This is a genomic window from Gluconobacter sphaericus NBRC 12467, from assembly GCF_006539125.1.
Lineage (GTDB): Bacteria > Pseudomonadota > Alphaproteobacteria > Acetobacterales > Acetobacteraceae > Gluconobacter > Gluconobacter sphaericus.
This window is the reverse complement of sequence record NZ_BJMK01000023.1, coordinates 16,256-34,958: the sequence shown is the minus strand read 5'-3', so window position 1 is coordinate 34,958 and position 18,703 is coordinate 16,256. Positions and strand designations below refer to the sequence as shown.

The 18,703-nt window shown below is 52.2% G+C and carries 12 protein-coding genes and 2 pseudogenes; 6 read left to right on the top strand and 8 right to left on the bottom strand.

What is annotated here, in order from left to right; genetic code table 11:
- Window positions 1-161 precede the first annotated feature (161 nt).
- The 5 genes and pseudogenes from GSP01_RS15450 to GSP01_RS11360 form a co-directional block, all read right to left on the bottom strand.
- Window positions 162-287, bottom strand: a pseudogene (locus tag GSP01_RS15450) (IS5/IS1182 family transposase); the annotation flags it as partial.
- 148 nt (window positions 288-435) lie between these two features.
- Window positions 436-3,357 (bottom strand): TonB-dependent receptor domain-containing protein, encoded by a 2,922-nt coding sequence (locus GSP01_RS11375; protein ID WP_141353658.1) that lies wholly within the window; start codon window positions 3,355-3,357, stop codon window positions 436-438.
- A gap of 695 nt (window positions 3,358-4,052) precedes the next feature.
- On the bottom strand, window positions 4,053-5,381 hold the full coding sequence (locus tag GSP01_RS11370) for a c-type cytochrome (RefSeq protein ID WP_141353656.1): 1,329 nt from the start codon (window positions 5,379-5,381) through the stop codon (window positions 4,053-4,055).
- Window positions 5,378-7,156, bottom strand: coding sequence for a GMC family oxidoreductase (locus tag GSP01_RS11365; protein WP_141353654.1), 1,779 nt, complete (start codon window positions 7,154-7,156; stop codon window positions 5,378-5,380). Before GSP01_RS11365 ends, GSP01_RS11370 begins: the two co-directional genes overlap by 4 nt.
- Window positions 7,157-7,169: 13 nt before the next feature.
- Complete coding sequence (locus GSP01_RS11360) at window positions 7,170-7,802, bottom strand: gluconate 2-dehydrogenase subunit 3 family protein (RefSeq protein ID WP_141353652.1); 633 nt, start codon at window positions 7,800-7,802, stop codon at window positions 7,170-7,172.
- Between the two features lie 249 nt (window positions 7,803-8,051).
- On the opposite strand from GSP01_RS11360, the gene GSP01_RS11355 reads away from it, so the two are divergent.
- Window positions 8,052-9,062 carry a LacI family DNA-binding transcriptional regulator gene (locus GSP01_RS11355; RefSeq protein ID WP_141353650.1) on the top strand — a complete coding sequence of 337 codons (1,011 nt, stop codon included), beginning with the start codon at window positions 8,052-8,054 and terminating at the stop codon, window positions 9,060-9,062.
- 94 nt (window positions 9,063-9,156) lie between these two features.
- Here the strand turns inward: GSP01_RS11355 and GSP01_RS11350 are convergent, their stop codons facing one another.
- The gene (locus tag GSP01_RS11350; protein WP_228123949.1) at window positions 9,157-10,752 is read right to left on the bottom strand and encodes a carbohydrate porin; all 1,596 of its coding nucleotides are present in this window, start codon (window positions 10,750-10,752) and stop codon (window positions 9,157-9,159) included.
- A gap of 442 nt (window positions 10,753-11,194) precedes the next feature.
- Between GSP01_RS11350 and GSP01_RS11345 the strand changes: the two genes are divergently transcribed.
- The 5 genes from GSP01_RS11345 to GSP01_RS11325 are packed head-to-tail and all read left to right on the top strand — an operon-like array spanning window position 11,195 to window position 16,679.
- Complete coding sequence (locus GSP01_RS11345) at window positions 11,195-11,689, top strand: GlcG/HbpS family heme-binding protein (RefSeq protein ID WP_141353648.1); 495 nt, start codon at window positions 11,195-11,197, stop codon at window positions 11,687-11,689.
- A 43-nt stretch (window positions 11,690-11,732) separates the two neighbouring features.
- The gene (locus tag GSP01_RS11340; protein ID WP_228123950.1) at window positions 11,733-12,401 is read left to right on the top strand and encodes a sorbitol dehydrogenase family protein; all 669 of its coding nucleotides are present in this window, start codon (window positions 11,733-11,735) and stop codon (window positions 12,399-12,401) included.
- Window positions 12,402-12,404: 3 nt separating this feature from the next.
- Window positions 12,405-14,063, top strand: coding sequence for a GMC family oxidoreductase (locus tag GSP01_RS11335; protein WP_141353646.1), 1,659 nt, complete (start codon window positions 12,405-12,407; stop codon window positions 14,061-14,063).
- A complete protein-coding gene (locus GSP01_RS11330; protein ID WP_141353644.1) occupies window positions 14,060-15,490 on the top strand; it encodes a c-type cytochrome in 1,431 nt (476 codons plus the stop codon). Before GSP01_RS11335 ends, GSP01_RS11330 begins: the two co-directional genes overlap by 4 nt.
- A gap of 43 nt (window positions 15,491-15,533) precedes the next feature.
- Window positions 15,534-16,679, top strand: a complete 1,146-nt coding sequence (locus GSP01_RS11325) for a lactonase family protein (RefSeq protein WP_141353642.1) — start codon at window positions 15,534-15,536, stop codon at window positions 16,677-16,679.
- Between the two features lie 387 nt (window positions 16,680-17,066).
- Here the strand turns inward: GSP01_RS11325 and GSP01_RS11320 are convergent.
- Window positions 17,067-17,996: pseudogene (locus GSP01_RS11320) on the bottom strand (transposase).
- A gap of 214 nt (window positions 17,997-18,210) precedes the next feature.
- Entirely contained in the window at window positions 18,211-18,645 is a 435-nt protein-coding gene (locus tag GSP01_RS11315; RefSeq protein ID WP_228123951.1) for a hypothetical protein, read from the bottom strand.
- Between the last annotated feature and the right edge of the window lie 58 nt (window positions 18,646-18,703).

Sequence of the window (18,703 nt, the reverse complement as noted above, 5' to 3'; positions counted from 1 at the left end):
GTCTACAATATGCGCCGCTTCCTCTTCCTCGAAAGATTGAACGCGAGCGCTTAGATATCCAGCAGGGGGCAGCCTTCCTTCTGCTCAAAACGCAGACCGGATGCCATCGCACAAACCGTCAATCAAATCGACAAAACCCAGAAATCACGAACCAAGCACATCAACCAACGCTTCTTCGATCTCTCCATCTGAAAGCCTCTGACCAAGGAGCGCATGAACGACAGGCGATCGTTGATCAGATACTCCCCCCGTTCATCGGAGAAATTGTTTAACGTCTGGATCATAAGGCTGTTTCATATCGCCATTCCCTCAACCAGAACCGGATGAGTGGAATTATACAGAAAGCATCAAAAGTAGAGGGTTTTCGAAGGCTCCAGATACAAAAAAAATAAAAATCTCCACCATACAATGGCGGAGATTTTTTACTCAGCGATATTAGAAATTCATTCCGGCTTGCAGGAAAAAATAACGCCCTTGATAGTAGCTTCCATACATTCCACCAAGACTATTATCTGTTGCACTAGCGACAAATGGTGGCTTTTTATTGGCGACATTCTGAATCCCGCCAGTAAATGCCCATTGTTTGTAGCTATAACTTGCACTCAGGTCCTGCATATACATGCCAGGCGTCTTAACACGCATAGTACCAACGCGAGTTAGATTATTTGTTCCATTATTCCAACGCATACCGCTAATATAATTCACCATATAATTTAAGGCAAATGGCCCATGCTGCCATGTTAATGTGAGGTAATCACGGGTAATAGGCACACCGGATGTTTCACCAGCAGTTCCTTGATACATCAAAGATCCGCTATAATCATACCAAGCCCCACCAGAAACATTCTGCTGCTTGTACTGAAGAAGCCTTTGGAAATTATTTGCTATAGAAAACAAATCATTTCGCGTAATTCTGAAGCTGTAATTAAGGTCCCAATCTATGCCACTTGTAATCATATCACCCAAATTCTCATCAATGGCATTTACATTAGTAATTTGTCCACCAGAGTTTCTAGTAATATACGCGCACTGACTTGGATCGGAATTTGTGTAACAGGAGTCTAGGATATATTGTGTTCCCAGACTCCCAATCATGTGCTGCAGGGAGTAGTGCCAAAATTCCACCGATGTAGAAAAACCTTTAACCCAACGCGGCGTCAGCGTAGCACCAAACGTATAGGTACGACCTGTTTCTGGACGTAGTTTAGAGTTACCACCTGTTGTAGTAGCAACCTGTCCACCACCTGCCTGTACAAACTTAGAAGTATTAATACCGTGAGCAGCACAATTAGCCTGAACAGCAGCTGCGTCGCCCGCGTAAGAACTTACTTGTGCACACGGATCAGTCGCGGTTGCATAGCTGAGCGCTTGGCCACCGTACATTTCATAAACATTAGGCTGACGGAATGACGTTCCCAAAGTCGCATGAAAACTCACATCTTCAGTCGGTGCCCAGTTAAGTGCGACCTTCCAGTTTTTAGTGCTTCCAAACGTATTATAAGAAGAAAAGCGTCCCTGGGCATCAACACTAAGATCCTTTGCAAGAAAGGCATTTCTTAGAAATTGAGCGCGACCTTCCAGATATCCTTCTGTGACGTTAAATCCACCAGAAGTAATACCCTGAGAATTTGTCAAAGTGTTCCCCGAAACGACATTTGGATCAGGCGTATAATTCAAAGATTCGCCTCTATGCTCCATTCCCAAGGCAATACCAAGATCTCCACCATTATTCCAAGGCATGTGTGCAACATGATTATTATGAATACGGAGGTTCAAATCACGCAACTGGTACAAAGAATGGTTAATAGTGGTGTAATTTGAGTAAGCAGCCCCAGTAGAAGAGAGGTTTGAAAACGCACTTGTTTGCTGGCATCCTGCGCTACCGGCGCAACTGTTTGGATTATACGTAAAAGTCGTGTTGGGGTCTTCCAGATTACCCAAATCGCTCGGGGTTAAACCCCATTCCTGCAAAAGCTTGAGGTAGTTTCCAGCCCCTTCCATCTGATCTGTTTCGCGACTCATACCGTAGGTATAGGACAAGTCGTAATTCCACCCGTGAGTGATTTCACCTTTGACGCCCGCCATACTGGTCCAAGTGTCCAGTGCCGTTTCGTCCCGACGATTTCCCCATTGTGTTATACGCTTGTAAACCTGAAGAGGTTCACCAGTAGTATTCCCAGGATAGTTAGTCGGAAGAAGGATGGTAGTTGGCGTCCCAGCAACAGGCTCCGGTGCCATATAGCTATTTGATGTTTTATGGGAATAACGTGAATTTCCGTAGAAATCGAAATGTCTGTTCAATTCATAATGCAAATCTGCAGACATAGTCGCATTCTGCAGGGCATTCATAAGAGACTGAGCTTGACCGTACTGATATCGTTGACCGTTATATGACGTAACGCCATTAGTCCCATTACCAGAATAGGCATTTCCTGTATTGTTTCCGTAGAATAATCCACTTGAGGTGATGCTGGAGCCGTATACAGCGCCAGATGAACTGGTAGGATTATTCGTTTGAGCATTTTCTGCCCAAGAACGATTGCGCTGTAATACTCCTCCTTGCGTCATGTAAGATCCAAAGAGCGTGATATTACCTTTGTCATGATCAAAATTCCAACCTTTATAGGCAGAAATCTGACCTGTCTGATTATCACCCTGACCAGTAATCCCGCCACGAACAGTAATATTACCAGTCGTTAAATCGTGACGAAGCTTGATATTGATCACCCCCGAAACAGCGTCTGCACCGTAGAGTTCTGAACCGCCATCTTTCAGGATTTCAACGCTAGCAATTTGCTGCACTGGAATTGTATTCAAATCCACGCAAGCAGAAGCGCCATTAAGAGAGGTGCGTTTTCCATCAATCAGCACCAGCACTCGGCTACTACCAAAATTTCGGATATCTGTACACGAAGCGCCGCCGCCGCCATTTGTTTGCGTGTTCGTTGTTCCCGATGAGCCAATAGATGGCAACCTTTGCAGGTAGTCACCAAGATTTGTTGATCCTGTCATATTGATTTGTTTAGCTGTTATTATCTGGACAGGATTTGGATTGTATTTTCCGGAATGCAGAGCGGATCCAGTCACTACAACATTTTCCGTTGACCCGGATCCATCAAAAGTAATATTTTTAGACCTAGAAATAACAGTCTTTTTTGAATTATTGTCTTTACCTTTTCGGATATTCGCTTTTGCATTAATCGCTGCATTTGAGGTTTGAGCTGGCGTCTCAGTTTCTGCGTATGCAGGCACCAACGATGATGATGTAAGAACTGTTGCCGCCAGAAGGAGAGGACGTGACTTGACGGACTCTACAGTTTTTTGCAGCAGCCCAACGAAAAACGGCCTAGATCTCATATGAGTGATCCCCTCATCGAATGTTCAGACGCTGAAAAACGTCATAGTGCTCCCCCTTCTACACTCCTGAAATGATCCGACAACCGAAACGAATGTGGCATCGGATTAAAATCATTCTTCTGTTGCATAATACCAACGCTTTTTGAGAGCTCTTGAGTGCCTAGTCCCGCAGTTTAATGGCGTGTTATTTTTACGTGGAGGCTTCAAAAAACCTATGGTTTCGAGGCTTTCTCTGTGATTTTATTTTTCCTAGTTTGATTGGAATATGAATCATGAAGCGGTCCGGGCTTCTTTGATACCGAGGAGCGGCTTGCGCGGCTGAGCGGGCCTGGCGATCCGCTCGAAGAGTTTTTCCAACTGTGCATTTTGAAGTCTTCTGCCCGGATTTGAAGCGGGCTCTGGCCTAACATCGGCGGAGAACCCGCGTTCTACAGAATGACATCAATGCGATTGAACAGACCATCGATCTCACCTGCCTGCGCCAGACGCTCGCGAAACAGCCGGACCTTTTGAGCGTCAAGCACTTAGTTTGATAAGACTAGATCGAGGAAATACACGAGAAATAAAATTATAGAGAAAACCTTAAACCCAGAGGATTTCTCGAATTCTCCAACTGTCGCTTTAAAGAAAATAGCCGAAAATCTTCTTTTCGGCCATTCTCCCTCCACCTTATGCTGACCTCATAAATCCGACCTTTAATTCAAAGGAATAATACCTTTTTTGATTGCCGATTCAGGGGCTGATTTTCGTAGTTCTTCCACCATTGCAGCAGTGACCGGAGCGGCATTATTGCCCCAGGCCTTGCGGATAAAAGTGACGACATCAGCAATCTGCTGCGAACTCAGTATACCTGAGTATGCGGGCATGGCGAAGGCAGACGGCGCTTTGGTCATGCCCGGCAGAACCGCACCACTTTGGACTACGTGCACCAAAGAGGCTGGATCAGCACTCATGAGAACAGGATTCCCGGCCAAAGGCGGGAAGGCAGGGGCATATCCACGGCCATCTGAACGATGACAGGCCTCGCAGTGATCCACATAAACTTTGGCACCCTGTGCAGAGGCGTCTCCCGCCTGCAGCGCATTGGCCGCTGACGGATCATAATGCCATGCCGAGAGCGTGGGCTGGTGGGGTTGCAAGGAGAGCAGATACCGCGCCATCGCATGGAGATCCGCATCCGTTAGATGCTGTGTTCCATGAAAAATGGCATCCGTCATGCCCCCAAATGCTTCGCCGCGCCGGTTACGGCCTGTAGCAAGGAACTGTACGATATCGTCTTCAGACCATCCCGCCAGTCCGGTACGCTGATCCTGCCGCAGACTTGTCGGTACAAAGCCATCGATTGCAGCGCCGCCCGAAAGGAAAAGCGATCCATTGCTATTTGAAAGAGCTTTCTCCTGCAAGGCCATGCCCCGCGGTGAATGACATGCCCCGCAATGCCCTGGCCCCTCGACCAGATAAGCCCCCCGTTCTATTTCATCATCACGTAAAGGCCGGTTGACATCTTTCTGGGCCGCGACAACGGAAGGAGAAAATACAGCTCGCCAGATGGTCATTGGTAAGCGGATGGACAAAGGCCACGGAATGCTGTTGGGCGGAACTGCTAGCGCAACCGGCTGCACACCCTTCATGAAATAGACATACAGAGCATGAAGATCGCCGTCGCTCATACGGGCATACGAAGGAAACGGCATGGCTGGATAAAGGCTTGCCCCGTCCCGGCGTACACCTTCACGCACGGCACGGGAGAATTCCGCTTCAGAATAAGCCCCAATGCCGTGGGTAGGATCAGGTGTAATGTTAGATGAGTAAAGCGATCCAATAGGAAGCTTGAATTCCATTCCCCCTGCGAACTCGCCCCTGCCCCGGACAGTATGACATGCGCTACAATCGGAAGCTTCCGCGACATACTTTCCCTGAGCGATCAGGGCACTCATATCCTCCGCCCGCAGTTCAGAAACCGAACCTGCCAGCAGAGCGGCAACGCCAAAAAACGCTGCGCGGGTGAACAAACCGTACTTCATGCCTGCACCATCGGGCCTGGATTTTTCAGATAGGTCGTCCGGATATGATAGGCGGCCCAGTATGCTAGGGCTGCGACCATTCCGGTCGGGTTATATCCCATCCCCTGCGGGAATGCGCTGGCGCCGATCACGAAAACATTCGAGACGTCCCAACTCTGCAGATATCGGTTGACGCAACTGGTCTTAGGATCAGTTCCCATGATGGCCCCACCGCCAAGATGCGTAGTCTGATACCGGCGGGTATCAAAAACCTCTCCGTCCTTCAGCATTCCCAAAGAATACTTGGTAGCCCCCATTGCCTTGATGATGGGTTCGATCTTGCCCACCACATACTGGTTCATCCGGATATCGTTGTCTTTCCAGTTGAACGTCATCCGGAGCAGAGGCTGACCGTAGGCATTGCTGTAGGTGGGATCGAGATCAAGATACACGTCCCGGTACGCCATGTTGCTGCCATGCGCGTCAATGGTCAGGGAGTGACGGTAGGTATCGACCATGGCCTCCTTGTAACCCTCCCCCCAGGTTGGCGCCTTACCACCAGGGCCACCAACGGCAGCCGCAATCGGCTTCACACCAGCCTGATTAACCCAGACAGGAGACCCACCCACGAAGCCCAGTGGCCCATGATCAAAATTCATGCTGTTGAAGTCATCGATCGCAACACCTGCACCACCGGCTCCAACGAAGAGATTGGTGTATTGTTTTGGCGACAGCCACGCCCGTGATGTGGTGATCGTCTGATAAACGAAATTCCGTCCCACCGTTCCAGTGTTCTGTTGCGGATTATAGGGCTGGCCGATCCCGGATAGCAGCATGAGGTGGACATTGTGAAACTGGAAGGCACTGATAATGACCAGATCGGCATCCAGTTCGACCTGCTTTTTGGTGCGCAGGTCCAAGTAACTCACACCCGTCGCCTTTTTGTTGTCGGCATCGAGATTGACTTTGAGAACATGTGCCTTGGTAATCAGAGTAAATTTCGGATCCTGGCGCAAAGCAGGCAGAATGTTCACATTGGGAGAAGCCTTGGAGTACATGTAACAGTCATAACCACTGCAATACCCACAAAAATTGCATGGCCCCATCTGCACCCCGTAAGGATTGGTATACTGCGCAGAAGCATTTGCAGCAGGAAGCGCATAGGGATGATAGCCTACATTCGCGGCAGCCGAGCGGAAGAGGCTAGCAGAATAGACCTCACCCATCGCTGGAAGCGGAAATGCATCGGAACGATCAGGGGCAAACCGGTTACCGTTTCCAGCTATCTTTCCCTTGATGGTGTAAGGTTCCCCGGAGGTGCCGAAAACTTTTTCCGCCTTATCGAAAAACGGTTCAAGCTCCTCATAAGTCACGCCGTAATCCTGCAGATTCATCCCCTCAGGAATAAAATTCTTTCCGTACCGAGCGACAACATTCGTGCGTAAAGCCAGGTCATCCGGAGCAACACGGAAATGAACGCCCGACCAGTGCAGTCCCGCCCCCCCCACTCCCTCGCCGGGAAGGAAAGCCGCCAAACGCCGGTAAGGTAGTGCCTCCTGATCCAGCGTATTCCGTATCGTAACCGTGGACTGGGACAGGTTCTGGAAAAGCCGGTGACGAATGGCTCCTCTCAACTCGTCAATCGAACTTGGGTAATCCCCTTCGACTGCCGTAGCACGCTCGTCACCACGTTCGAGCATAACTACCGAAAGTCCTGCCTCCGTGAGTTCCTTGGCCAGGATGGAACCAGCCCAACCCGCACCGATAACGATGGCATCAACTTTTTTCGCACACATAATTCAAAAATCCTCAGGCGGTTTCGCCAGATATGGAAACAGGCCCGAACGGATACGGCGCTCCCTTCTGATTAACCCAGTCCATGAAATCGGCGCGCGCGCCGGGAAAACCGAGCAGCGTCCATCCCGCCAGAGCCTTATTGCCGCCATAAAGGGGATCGGAAAAAACACCCTCAAGCGTATTCTGACGCAACTGCTCGAAGAAGGTATGGGCAGGGACAGCGCCAAGAGTCATCGTGCCCTGCTCGAACAGTTTGAGGAGTGCGATCTGTTCCGGAATGGTCAACTGAGCGAAAGTCTGTCCCTGATGATGATCGCGGACATAGGTATTTGCCGCGGCAATAGCCTGGCGATAGAGATCACGTGGCGGCAGAGACAGCTGGTACCCCAGGTTTGGGGCACCTTCTTTGAACGGACCGGACATGTACCACAACTCTCCATGCCCATAAGGTGTATCCATCTGTCGATCAATGAATTCAGGCGCTCCAAGCAAGGCCGCGTCGGGTCCATGAGCATCCGCAGGAAATATTCGCGCGCAGGCAGCATTCAGGAATAGCCATTCCTCACGATTGAAATATTTAGGTTCGTATGACTGCAAACTTTCTGACTGCAAAGCATCAGCCCATACTTTATGGCCGCCATACATCCAGAAGGACGCTGACCCAAGAAGACCGGCTGTAAAATTACGCCGCGTCGAAGAGGGGATTTTCATTTCTTGCTCCAATAACAAACATGACCTGACAACATAGAAAAACAGCCCATCGCCCCTTCAGTCTTTTCGCTTCCCGCACACCTGGAAGTGTGGAATGATTACAGGCAAGAATATCTGCTCTCCGGAAGGTCCGCTTTTGAATAATTCCACTATATTGCAGCTTGTGACGGCTGCCTGAGGGTTATGAAAAAAGCGATAACCCTCAATTCTGTGGCAGTTGAAGCAGGGGTCTCGCGCGCTACTGCGTCGCTGGTGCTTCGGGACAGCCCCCTTGTCTCTCTGGAGACAAGAGACCGTGTCATCTGCGCGATGGATAAACTGGGCTATATCTACAATCGGGGCGCTGCAAACCTGCGCGGTCAGAAAACCGGCACGATCGGCCTTGTCCTGTGTGACATTGGCAGCCCGTTCTACAGCCAACTGATGCTGGGGATCGACGAAGTTATCGTTGACGCCAATATTGTAGCCATTCTGGTCAACAGCGCCGAAAATCCCGACAGGCAGCTGCGTCAAATCCGTCGCCTGCGCGAACACGGCGTGGATGGCCTCATTCTCTGTCCGGCTGCCGGAAGCTCCGACACCCTTCTGTCTGAAATCGAGCGGCTTCACCTGCCCTTCGTACAGGTTCTCCGTCACGTCTCGCAGAGAAATGGCAACTATGTCGGCCCCGACTATATAGACGGGACTTCCCTGGCCGTCACACATCTCGTCCGACATGGACGCCGGAAAATTGCCTTCCTTGGAGGCAAACCGGTACATTCCGCTGCGCGTGAACGGCTCGATGGCTTCAGAAAGACCCTGAAAAAACACAAGCTGAAACACGATCTGATCATTCCTACCCATCTGGGGAACCTCTCCGATCTGGGCAGCTTTCCGGAACTCCTGGCCTCGTCCAGCCCGCCGGATGCCGTTGTCTGCTACAATGACATGCTCGCCCAGTCTGTCATGGGCTATCTGCTGGCCAGAGGGAAAATACCCGGACGCGATTTTGCAGTTATCGGAGCCGACGATCTGCCTCAAAGCGCCGTATCTTTTCCGACCTTGACCACCATCGTGACGGATCCGATGGGCGTTGGTCGCAATGCAGCACGCCTGTTGCTTGACAGAATTGACAACCCCACCACGTCCAGCACCCGTATCCTGGTTTCCGGACAGTTGATGATCCGCCAGAGCTGCGGGGGCCAGCTTTCCTGAGCCATCACGACCTTCCAACAGTTTTGCAGTTGCGAAAATTCTCAGATCGCTTGTTCTCTGCGCAGTGCTCATGTTCCGGATCCCATAGATCGATCTAAAAAAGAGACACATAGGACTTGAACCCCAGCATCGCTGAATTCCGCAACCCGACCTGTCCATTGGGATGAATATAATACTGAAAATCCGGCCGGAACGTTACGCCTCGCATCACATTTATGGAATAATCGATTTCCAGCACCTCGGCGTTGGTCTGCACGCCGGTTGCGTGGTTCGGCATCCCCGAATAATCCCCAGCAGCGACCATCGCCATAGTTGTGTCACGGGTTCCAGGTGCGATGCTTACATAAGAAAAAGCAACACCGAACACATCCTCCGGACGACCAGGAATAAGTCCCTGGCTTAAGAGCGCACCGTACACTTCAAAATCACGGACGGCAGTATGCGGGGAATTATAAATATAACCGCCCATAAAAGTTAAACCAGCAGACTTTGCCCTTCCCGTATAGTTCATTAATTTCTGATCGAACATAAAATATGTTTGCCATGAAGAGTTTCTCATCAACTGCTTCCCGCCATATACATAATAAGACTGTCCAGCTGTGTTGTAATAATTATCAGACCGCCGCACATCATCATAAACAAATCCCAACTTGTAGTGACCCGGGAGATCATGATGAGATCCGAAATGGGGTTCCCACTGAGCTTCGATCGGAATTTCATATCCAACGATATTGGCGCCGTTGAACTTAAATCCCGTCCTGTGCTGATAGTTCTGATAGATCCCGTTTTCGGCAAAATAGACGCCGGCCTGAATATAAAGATCCTTACGAGGGCGGCCTTTCATACGGAAAGCCCATGTCGCCGCAGGGTAGCTACCATAATAGTTGCTATCCGCAGCCGCCTTTGGCCGTCCGCAGAAAGAATTGTTCTGAAAGCTACAAAAAATAGGGCTCGATGCGAAGTCGGACAGCTGGGACATACGCCCACCCGCGATCAGAAACCTGCCACCAAAGAGACTTTCTTCTCCATATAATGAGACGAGATGAACCACCACGTTCCCTCCGCCGCCATAGATTTCAGAACTATGCGCCAGCCAGTCACCGAACATCCGGTTTGCAGTGGTTCCATAACGACCAACGGTCGTCATGCGCGTCACAAAACCCCTTATGCCAGCAAGATGCTCCCAGTCCACAATAAGGTTTGCTGAATATTGTCCAGCATTACTTGATCCATCCCTGTAATTTCCATAATGCGGGCCTTTCGTTGGATGCTGCAACGCCCCAGCATATTCATTTGTATTATCAAAATGAAAACCAATTCCGTGTTTTCTTAACCAAGGCGTCATGCCAAAAAAATCCGGAAAAATGGAAGGTGGCCCTTCCGTAATAGCGGAAGGCGCTGCCTGCGGAGGAGACAAAGGGGGCGCGGGATAAGTGGTGAAAATACCAGGAGCAATAGAAGACTGAGGCGGAGCATTTTGCTCAACGGAATTCAACGGCGTTGACGCGTTTTGCTGCGGCCCCAAATTTTGGACTTGGACTTGGACTTGGATCTGATCTTTCGCAAACAAAAACGAGAATCCCCCAGAAACTCCATAAATCAAAAAAAAATATAATATTTTTTTACAGATTCTATATGCAAAAAACGAACGCACTTCTGAATTGATTATTGTAAGACGATTCTTAAACATCTTCGTTCCAATGAATCATACTTTGCTAACCTACTGATCTACTAGTGCGAATCATTGAATGCAGAATCAGTTACTTCGCTTCTTCTCTGGAAGCGGCATGCCATATAATTTTCTCATTTCCCATAGAGGAACTCATCACGAATTCTGTGAAGACATCCTCACGACATTGAGAACCTGAAAAAAGAATTTAGAACGATCTAAAATTTTCCGGGAATTTTGAACTAGAAAAAATAACGTTTTTTCATTGAGATAGCAGCGCTTGGCATCATAAAGCGCCAAAAACCTTGCCTTCTCTCCGACGGCAAATCCACGCTTTTTCCATACTTTGTCACAATATAGTGAATTAGACCGATCTAGGTAGACTCTCAATTCTCGTGGCACATGCCGTTTAGCCGTTACGAAATATGACCGAAAGGCGCGTCCCGTGCTGCTATTCAGGAATATGTCCACAAAGAACGCTCGCAAAATCCTGCAACATGTCAGTTGTGCAGTGTTTATCGGACTTGGAGTCATTCCGCAGGTGGTTCAAGCGGAAGAAACCTCTTTCCCACCCCTTTCCCTTTCTCAGGCGCGCCTTCTGGCTCAGGCGGCTGAAAAGAAAGCAGCATCGAACCAGACGAGCATCGTCGTGACTGTGGTTGATCCTTCGGGGCAACCCATTCTTGTCGAGCGTATGGCGGGAGCACAGCTCGCCAGTATCGACCTTTCCCAACGCAAGGCGGTCAGCGCTGTCTTTTACAAGCGCCCGTCAGCCACTTTCGAAGCGGCTCTGAGCGGCGGGAAAATGGCCGTTCTGGCTCTTCCCCATGCCATGCCGGCAGGGGGGGGGGTCCCTATTTTCCGTAAGACCCAGCTTATGGGCGGCATCGGTGTCAGTGGAGGCAACAATGCCCAGGACGCCGATGCCGCCAATGCTGCGGTGGGATCTCTGAAATGACAATGATCTCTGTTGCAGAGCATCGTGGAAAAGGAGTTAAGGCATGACCAAAGGCCGCCATTCTCCCCCCCCTGTTCAGCAGTCTGCTCTGGGGCGCCGTTCCCTGCTGCTCGGGACCATCATGGGCAGTATTTCTGTTGCTGTCGGCAATTCAGTCCTTGGAAATGCAGCCGCTCTTGCCGCCATTCCACTTGATGAAACATTCTTGGCCGTCTCACGGGCGATCACCGGGCGTCCTGATCTCGATCCGCTCCTCAGCAGCCGCCTCTGCGCCGCCATGCAGGCCACTTTTCCTGAGTATGCAAGCACAATCCAGGCCCTGGCCTCTATCACAGCACAAGGGGGGCAACCCCGAGAAATGCTCGAACGCTCCGGTGATCTGAAAAAGGCTTTTCTGGCCCTTAATGCTGCCTGGTACACCGGCTCAGTCGAAGACAGAACAGGCGCCCCCATGGTCGCCTATTACAATGCTCTCATGTACCAGCCCACGAAAGACGCTCTGCCGGTACCAACTTACTGCTTTGCACGCCCAGGATGGTGGACCGAGACACCTCCGGCACTTGGCATTCCGATCCATGTTCCGCTTCCAGCGACGCCACCGCCCCCAGCCCCCCTCGGCGTGGAAAGCAAAATTCCGCCGCAGTCGCCGCCCCTGAAACCCATCATGCCCCCTTCTCCCCCCTACGTTCCCAAACCCCGTCAGGAGCACTAACCCATGGCTAAACCGGACTTTTCATCCTCTGGAGATGTATCGGCGGATGTCATTGTCGTCGGCTCCGGAGTAGTGGGCGGCATGGTGGCAAACGAGCTTGCTGCTGCTGGCCATTCCGTACTGATTCTGGAGGCGGGCCTGCGCCTCAAGCGCGCAGAATATGTGGAAAACTGGCGCAACATGTCGTTTCACAACCGGCTCCATTCTGATTTTCAAGGCCTTTATCCCCAGTCTCCGCTGGCTCAGGCCCCCTTATATTTTCCGCCCAATGACTATGTAGGCCTGTCAGGCCCCAACGGCTCAGCGTTCAAGCAAGGCTACCTTCGCACCGTTGGTGGAACGACATGGCACTGGGCCGCTTCCTGCTGGCGCCACCTTCCTTCCGACTTCGAGATGAAGACACGTTATGGCGTCGGACGCGACTGGGCCATCTCCTACAATGAGCTGGAACCGTTTTATTGCCGCGCCGAAGAGGAAATGGGCGTATCAGGTCCGCACGACAAATCGCTCCAGTCCCCTCCGGAACGGAGCCGCCCCTACCCCCGGGACATGATACCGTTCGGATATGGAGACCGTCGGGTCGCTGAAATCGTCAACCCCCACGGCTTTCACCTTGTTCCCATCCCACAGGGACGGAGTATTGAACCTTACGGTGAGCGCCCCGCCTGCTGTGGCAATAACAACTGCCAACCCATCTGCCCCATCGGCGCCATGTACAATGGCATTCAGCACATCGAAAAAGCTGAGTTTAAGGGCGCTGTCACCATCGCCGAAGCGGTTGTCTACCGTATTGATACCGATGAAAACAACCGCGTGACGGCCGTGCACTGGTATGACGCGCACCGGCAGTCCCACAAGGCTACCGGCAAGACATTCGTGCTCGCCTGTAATGGTATCGAAAACCCGCGTCTTCTGCTTCTGGCGGCGAATGAACGCAACCCGAACGGCATCGCCAATTCCTCGGATCAGGTGGGACGCAACATGATGGACCACTCGGGCGTCCATGCATCCTTTCTGGCCAACGAACCTCTCTGGTTTGGACGCGGACCAGCCCAAAGCAGCTGCATCGTCGGCCCCCGAGACGGAGATTTCCGGCGGGAATACTCGGCCAACAAGATGATCCTCAACAATATCAGCCGCGTCGCTCCTGCGACGGAACAGGCCCTCAAACTGGGTCTGGTCGGCAAAGAGCTTGATGACGAAATCCGCCGCCGTGCAGCCTGCGGTGTTGACCTCTCCATCAGCCTTGAACCGCTTCCTGATCCGGAAAATCGTCTGACGCTGAGCAAAACCCGCAAGGATCCTCTGGGGCTGGCCTGCCCTGATATCCACTACGATGTCGGCGACTATGTCCGCAAAGGACTGGATGCGGTCAACACTCAGGTCAAGCAGATTGCCGGCCTGCTGGGCGGAACTGAACTCCGCATCACGACGAACTATAACGCCAACAATCATATCATGGGCGGCACGATCATGGGGCGGGACCCCAAGGACTCGGTCGTAGACGGAAACTGTCGGGCCCATGACCACCCCAACCTGTGGATTCCTGGCGGCGGCGCGATGCCGTCCGCCAGCGTCGTCAACACCACGCTCAGCATGGCAGCGCTCGGTCTGAAAGCTGCCGATTCCATCAAGGCCGCTTTCGCACAGGGGCAGGCATGAAACAAAAACGACAAAAATGCCTGGACCTTCCCGGCTATTTCGTCCTTTCCGCTGCAATCGGACTTAACACCATCACATTTGCGCATGCACAAGCTACTGATCCCAACACGGCTGTCGCCGAACGCGGGCATTATCTTGCCATCGCTGCTGACTGCGCAGCCTGCCACACGGCGCCCAGCTCCAATAAACCGTTTGCCGGCGGCTATGGCATCGCGTCTCCACTTGGATCCATCTATTCGACTAACATCACACCTTCAAAAAAATACGGCATCGGGAACTACACCGAGAAAGAGTTCGCCCATGCGTTGCGAGAAGGCATCCGACGCGACGGAGCTCATCTTTATCCTGCAATGCCTTACACCTCGTACACCAAGCTGACAGATGACGACGTCCACGCCCTGTACGTCTATTTCATGACATCGGTGAAACCGGTCGAAAGCAGACCGCAGAAAACCGAGCTGCCTTTCCCCTATAATATCCGGGCTTCCATGGCGATATGGAATGCCCTTTTCCTGGATGATACCCGCTTCAAGCCCGATCCTTCCAAATCCGTGAAAGTCAATCGCGGGCATTACCTGTCCTACGCCCTGGCACATTGTGACACCTGCCACACCCCCCGCAACGCCATGATGGCAGAGAAGGGCAGCAGCCCTCTGGCCGGTGCATCACTATCATCCTGGTATGCGCCGAATGTGACTTCAGACCCTGTCAGCGGTATCGGCGGCTGGAGCAACGACGATCTTGTCCGCTACCTCAAAACCGGCGACGTTCCCGGAAAAGCTCAGGCAGGCGGCCCAATGGCAGAGGCCATTGAGCACAGCTTCCAATATCTGAGCGATGCCGACATCCGCGCCATGGTTGCTTACATCAAGCAGGTTCCGGCTATTTCGGACAGCAAGGACAAGGCCCCCAGGGATAGCTATGGGAAAATTTCCGATCGTGAATCCTTCTACCGCGCTCTGCCCGCCAGCCGGATCGGTCGCGGCGAATATCTCTTCTCGGGAGAGTGTGCAGCCTGCCATCGGCCAACTGGCCAAGGCAGCCCGGACGGGTACTACCCACAACTTTTCCACAATACGGCGTTGGGCGCCCCGATCGCCGATAACCTGATCACCACGATCCTCATGGGGGTCCGGCGAGAGGTCAACGGTCATACGACCTATATGCCTGGATTTGGGCCAGGTTCGTATGTTGACTCCCTGTCCGATCAGGACATTGCCGATATCAGCAATTACGTTGAGCAGCGCTTCGGCAATCCGAATGTCAAAGTCACACCTGACGATGTGAAGCTCATCCGTTCCGGTGGTCCCAAACCGCTTATTGCGCAGCTAGGCGCTTTCACAGTCCCCGCGATGATCGGAGCAGCCCTGATCTTCGCCATCGCCATTCTTTTCTTCATCCGACTTTCCCGCAAGGCGAAAGCCTGAGGCTTTCCGCCCTGTCGTCTAACGTCTTCAGGAGACTCCAAAGATGCAAAGACTGTGCCTGCTTTCCTGTACCGCACTGCTTGCGTTCGCTTCATCCACCCACGCCCAGACCGTGGTGTCAGCGAATGATGCACATTCCATCCTTCAAAACGGGGTACAGGTCCTGCCACACCCCCTGAAACCAGACTCCCTCTCGTTTCTTGTGCAAACACCCGATGGCGTCTGGAGAGTCCGGACGAGCATCAATGTGCCTACTAGCGTCATCGGGCCACCTACCGCCGTTACCTTCAGTCCCGATGGCAAAACCCTCGTCGTCTCCGCGGCTTCAAAGCCTGATCCTGAAGCGGGGAAAATCGTTCCGGACGATGAGATCACTGTCATCGATATTTCCGGGGCAGAACCGAAAATCATACAGCGCGTAGCATCTGCTCCCGGCGCGACCACCCTGCGTTTCACGCCTGACGGACACCATCTTCTCGTCGCCAATGGCAAATCCGGAGTTCTGACCTGGTTCAGGTTTAACGGACACAACCTTAGCAATCGACGCGTGATTTCCTTACCCGTCTCCGGCTTTCCGGGTGGTCTCGCTATCCTTCCCGACGGGAAGCGCGCCCTTGTGAGCCTCTGGCAGGCGGACAAGGTCTATACCCTCCATATCAACGGCGACCAGATTACCGTCGATCCTCATCCTCTGAACATCAAACCCGGCCCCTGGAATATCCAGTTGAGCAAGGACGGGCATTACGCCGTCATGGGAATGCTGGGTCATGGTGAAGGGTTGCCCGGTGCTCTTTCGGTTCTGGATCTAAGCGCCGAACCAATCCGGGAAATCCAGCGCACTCCCGTCCCCAACGCGCCGGAAGGGCTCGATATTTCTCCAGATGGCCACTATGTCGCCGTCGTTTCCCAGAACGGCTCTGCACTTTCCCCTACATCTCCACTCTACCACGACCGGGGGATCGTCACAGTTTTTTCATTCGGCGACGGTCATCTGACACCACTGGCACAAGCTCCGGGCACACTCTGGCCGCAGGGACTGACTTTCTCTCCAGATGGTCATAATATTCTGGTCCAAGGTGTCATGGATCGTAGTCTACTAACCCTGACATGGAATGGCACGCAACTCCGCAAGACTGGCGAAACCCCGCTTCCGGGAGGGGGTGCCGACCTCGAAAAAACTTTGCGGTAACAGGCAGCAGAAACATTTTCCTGGTTGGGTGTTCCTTTTTGCTGCTCTTAGCGCGGAGCAGAAAGGCCTGTCCTCCCTAACTTTCAAGGCCAGCTCAGAGCCCCTTGATCGTATGGGTAAACCACACACCCGTAAAAGACTGGTGGAAAGGCAGGCAGCGCCAATTTCAAAGCTTCGGACATACCGGAAAAACGGTCTTATGACCTGAATGGATCGAAGAACCGTTGGTTGATGTGTCTTGGCTCTGCTTTTAGGCATTTGGCGTTCTGATTGACGGTTCTTTTGGGTCGTTTTCGATCTACGTTTTGAACAGACCAGGGCGTCTCGCCACCGGGATGACTACGCGCTCGCGTTCAACCTTTCGAGGAAGAGAAAGCGGCGCATGTTTTAAACGATATTGGCCAGCCCGATCCTTATTGTGGCCCAGGTGATGCCGACTGCTCGGATAAACAATTCCGTCTGTGATTTCTGGTCGACAAAGATATGCTCGACACGCGAGCGGATGACCGACTTTCCAGCATTCGATTTCTGGATATGCGGGGGCATAGGTTTGAGATGCGACTTTGTTATGTGAACCTTCGAGACAAAGCCGTGCTTTTCCATGACATCTTCATTGGCGGCGGCATCTGTTGTTTTCCATCTGTGGATGAACCGGAACTTCCCGTCGATGGAGATGTGCGACTTGCAGCAAAAAAACGGGATGGCGAGATCGCTCGACGGCATGGTTCCATCATCCTGCTGCTTCGCCTTCGTGAACTTCAGTGTCCAGCGTGCATGACGATCCTTCTGCGACAGCTTTGCGGGCCTGCCCTGCCACTCCTGTGGGCCGTCTTTCCCGCAGGTCTGTCTTTTCATCGTAGGTGTTCCGCTGCTTTGGAGTAGCCACCAGCGTGGCATCAAGGATCTGGCCTAACATCGGAAAATACCCGGCGTTACGCAGGCTTGCGTCAAAGCGATTGAACGGATTTTCAATCGCGCCCGCCTGTGTCAGACGTTCGCGGAACAGCCAGACCGCTTTGACATCCGGCACCCGATCTTAAAGCCTCAGACCAAGAAAGAGAGGCGATCGTTGATCAGATATTCCGTCCGCTCGTCGGAGAGACTGTTCAGGATATGGATCGCCAGGATCCTGAACATCAACACGGGATCAAACGGTGGTCACCCGCTCTTACTCCCACCTGAACAGACCAAAGCCTGCTCCAGATCAGGGCGGAACACCTCCAAATCCACAGTCCGGGAAAACGCTTCGAGCTGATCACCAGGCCCACTCAGCCAGGCAAGCCGTTCTTCAACATCGAAGAAACCAGACTGCCTCATGATCCATGCCCCAATGAACACAAGAGAAATGGAAGTACACAGAACAGGTCAGAGCCAAGGGAGGGGGTTCGAATCCTCCACCGCCATCCGGCTTCACGACAAAGCAACGATAATTCCGGACGAGGCCGCAACCAGCCTCTAGAAGCGGCCAACAATCAGGCCCCAAATCATCCACAGCGTCAGATCAACAGAGATTCCAGAGGGTTACTCCCCCTTACTCAACCACATTGCAGCGCTGGGTTGAGCCAGGGAAATCCGAGCATTCACCCTTTACGGCATCCCAGCGGAAATCCATTTCCGGGCCTGCCATGCCGTTATTCTGGAACTCGGTCGTCACCGCACTCACATTCGTCACATGACCTTTGCTGTAGACCAAGTCGACATATCCGTTGTGAAAACCCGGAATCTTACCCACACCTTCGAAATAGGTCGGCTTTCCGTCTTTTCCAGGAACGGCAAACAATTTGCGCACCTGAGCCGGGGTTGCATGTTCCAGCTTGCGCAGAAACTCGGGCGAAAGGCTCTGACAGCTGATTTCAGGACGCGGGTCCTCACCCACATTTGACATCCAGCACGCCTTCTGACCCACCAGCGGCGTGGCAGACGCCAACTGAGGTACGACAAGCCCAGCCCCCAGCAACGCTGCCATTGTGAAATCCCTGAAATATCTCAAGCACACCATCTGCAAAATACTCCAACAAAACCGT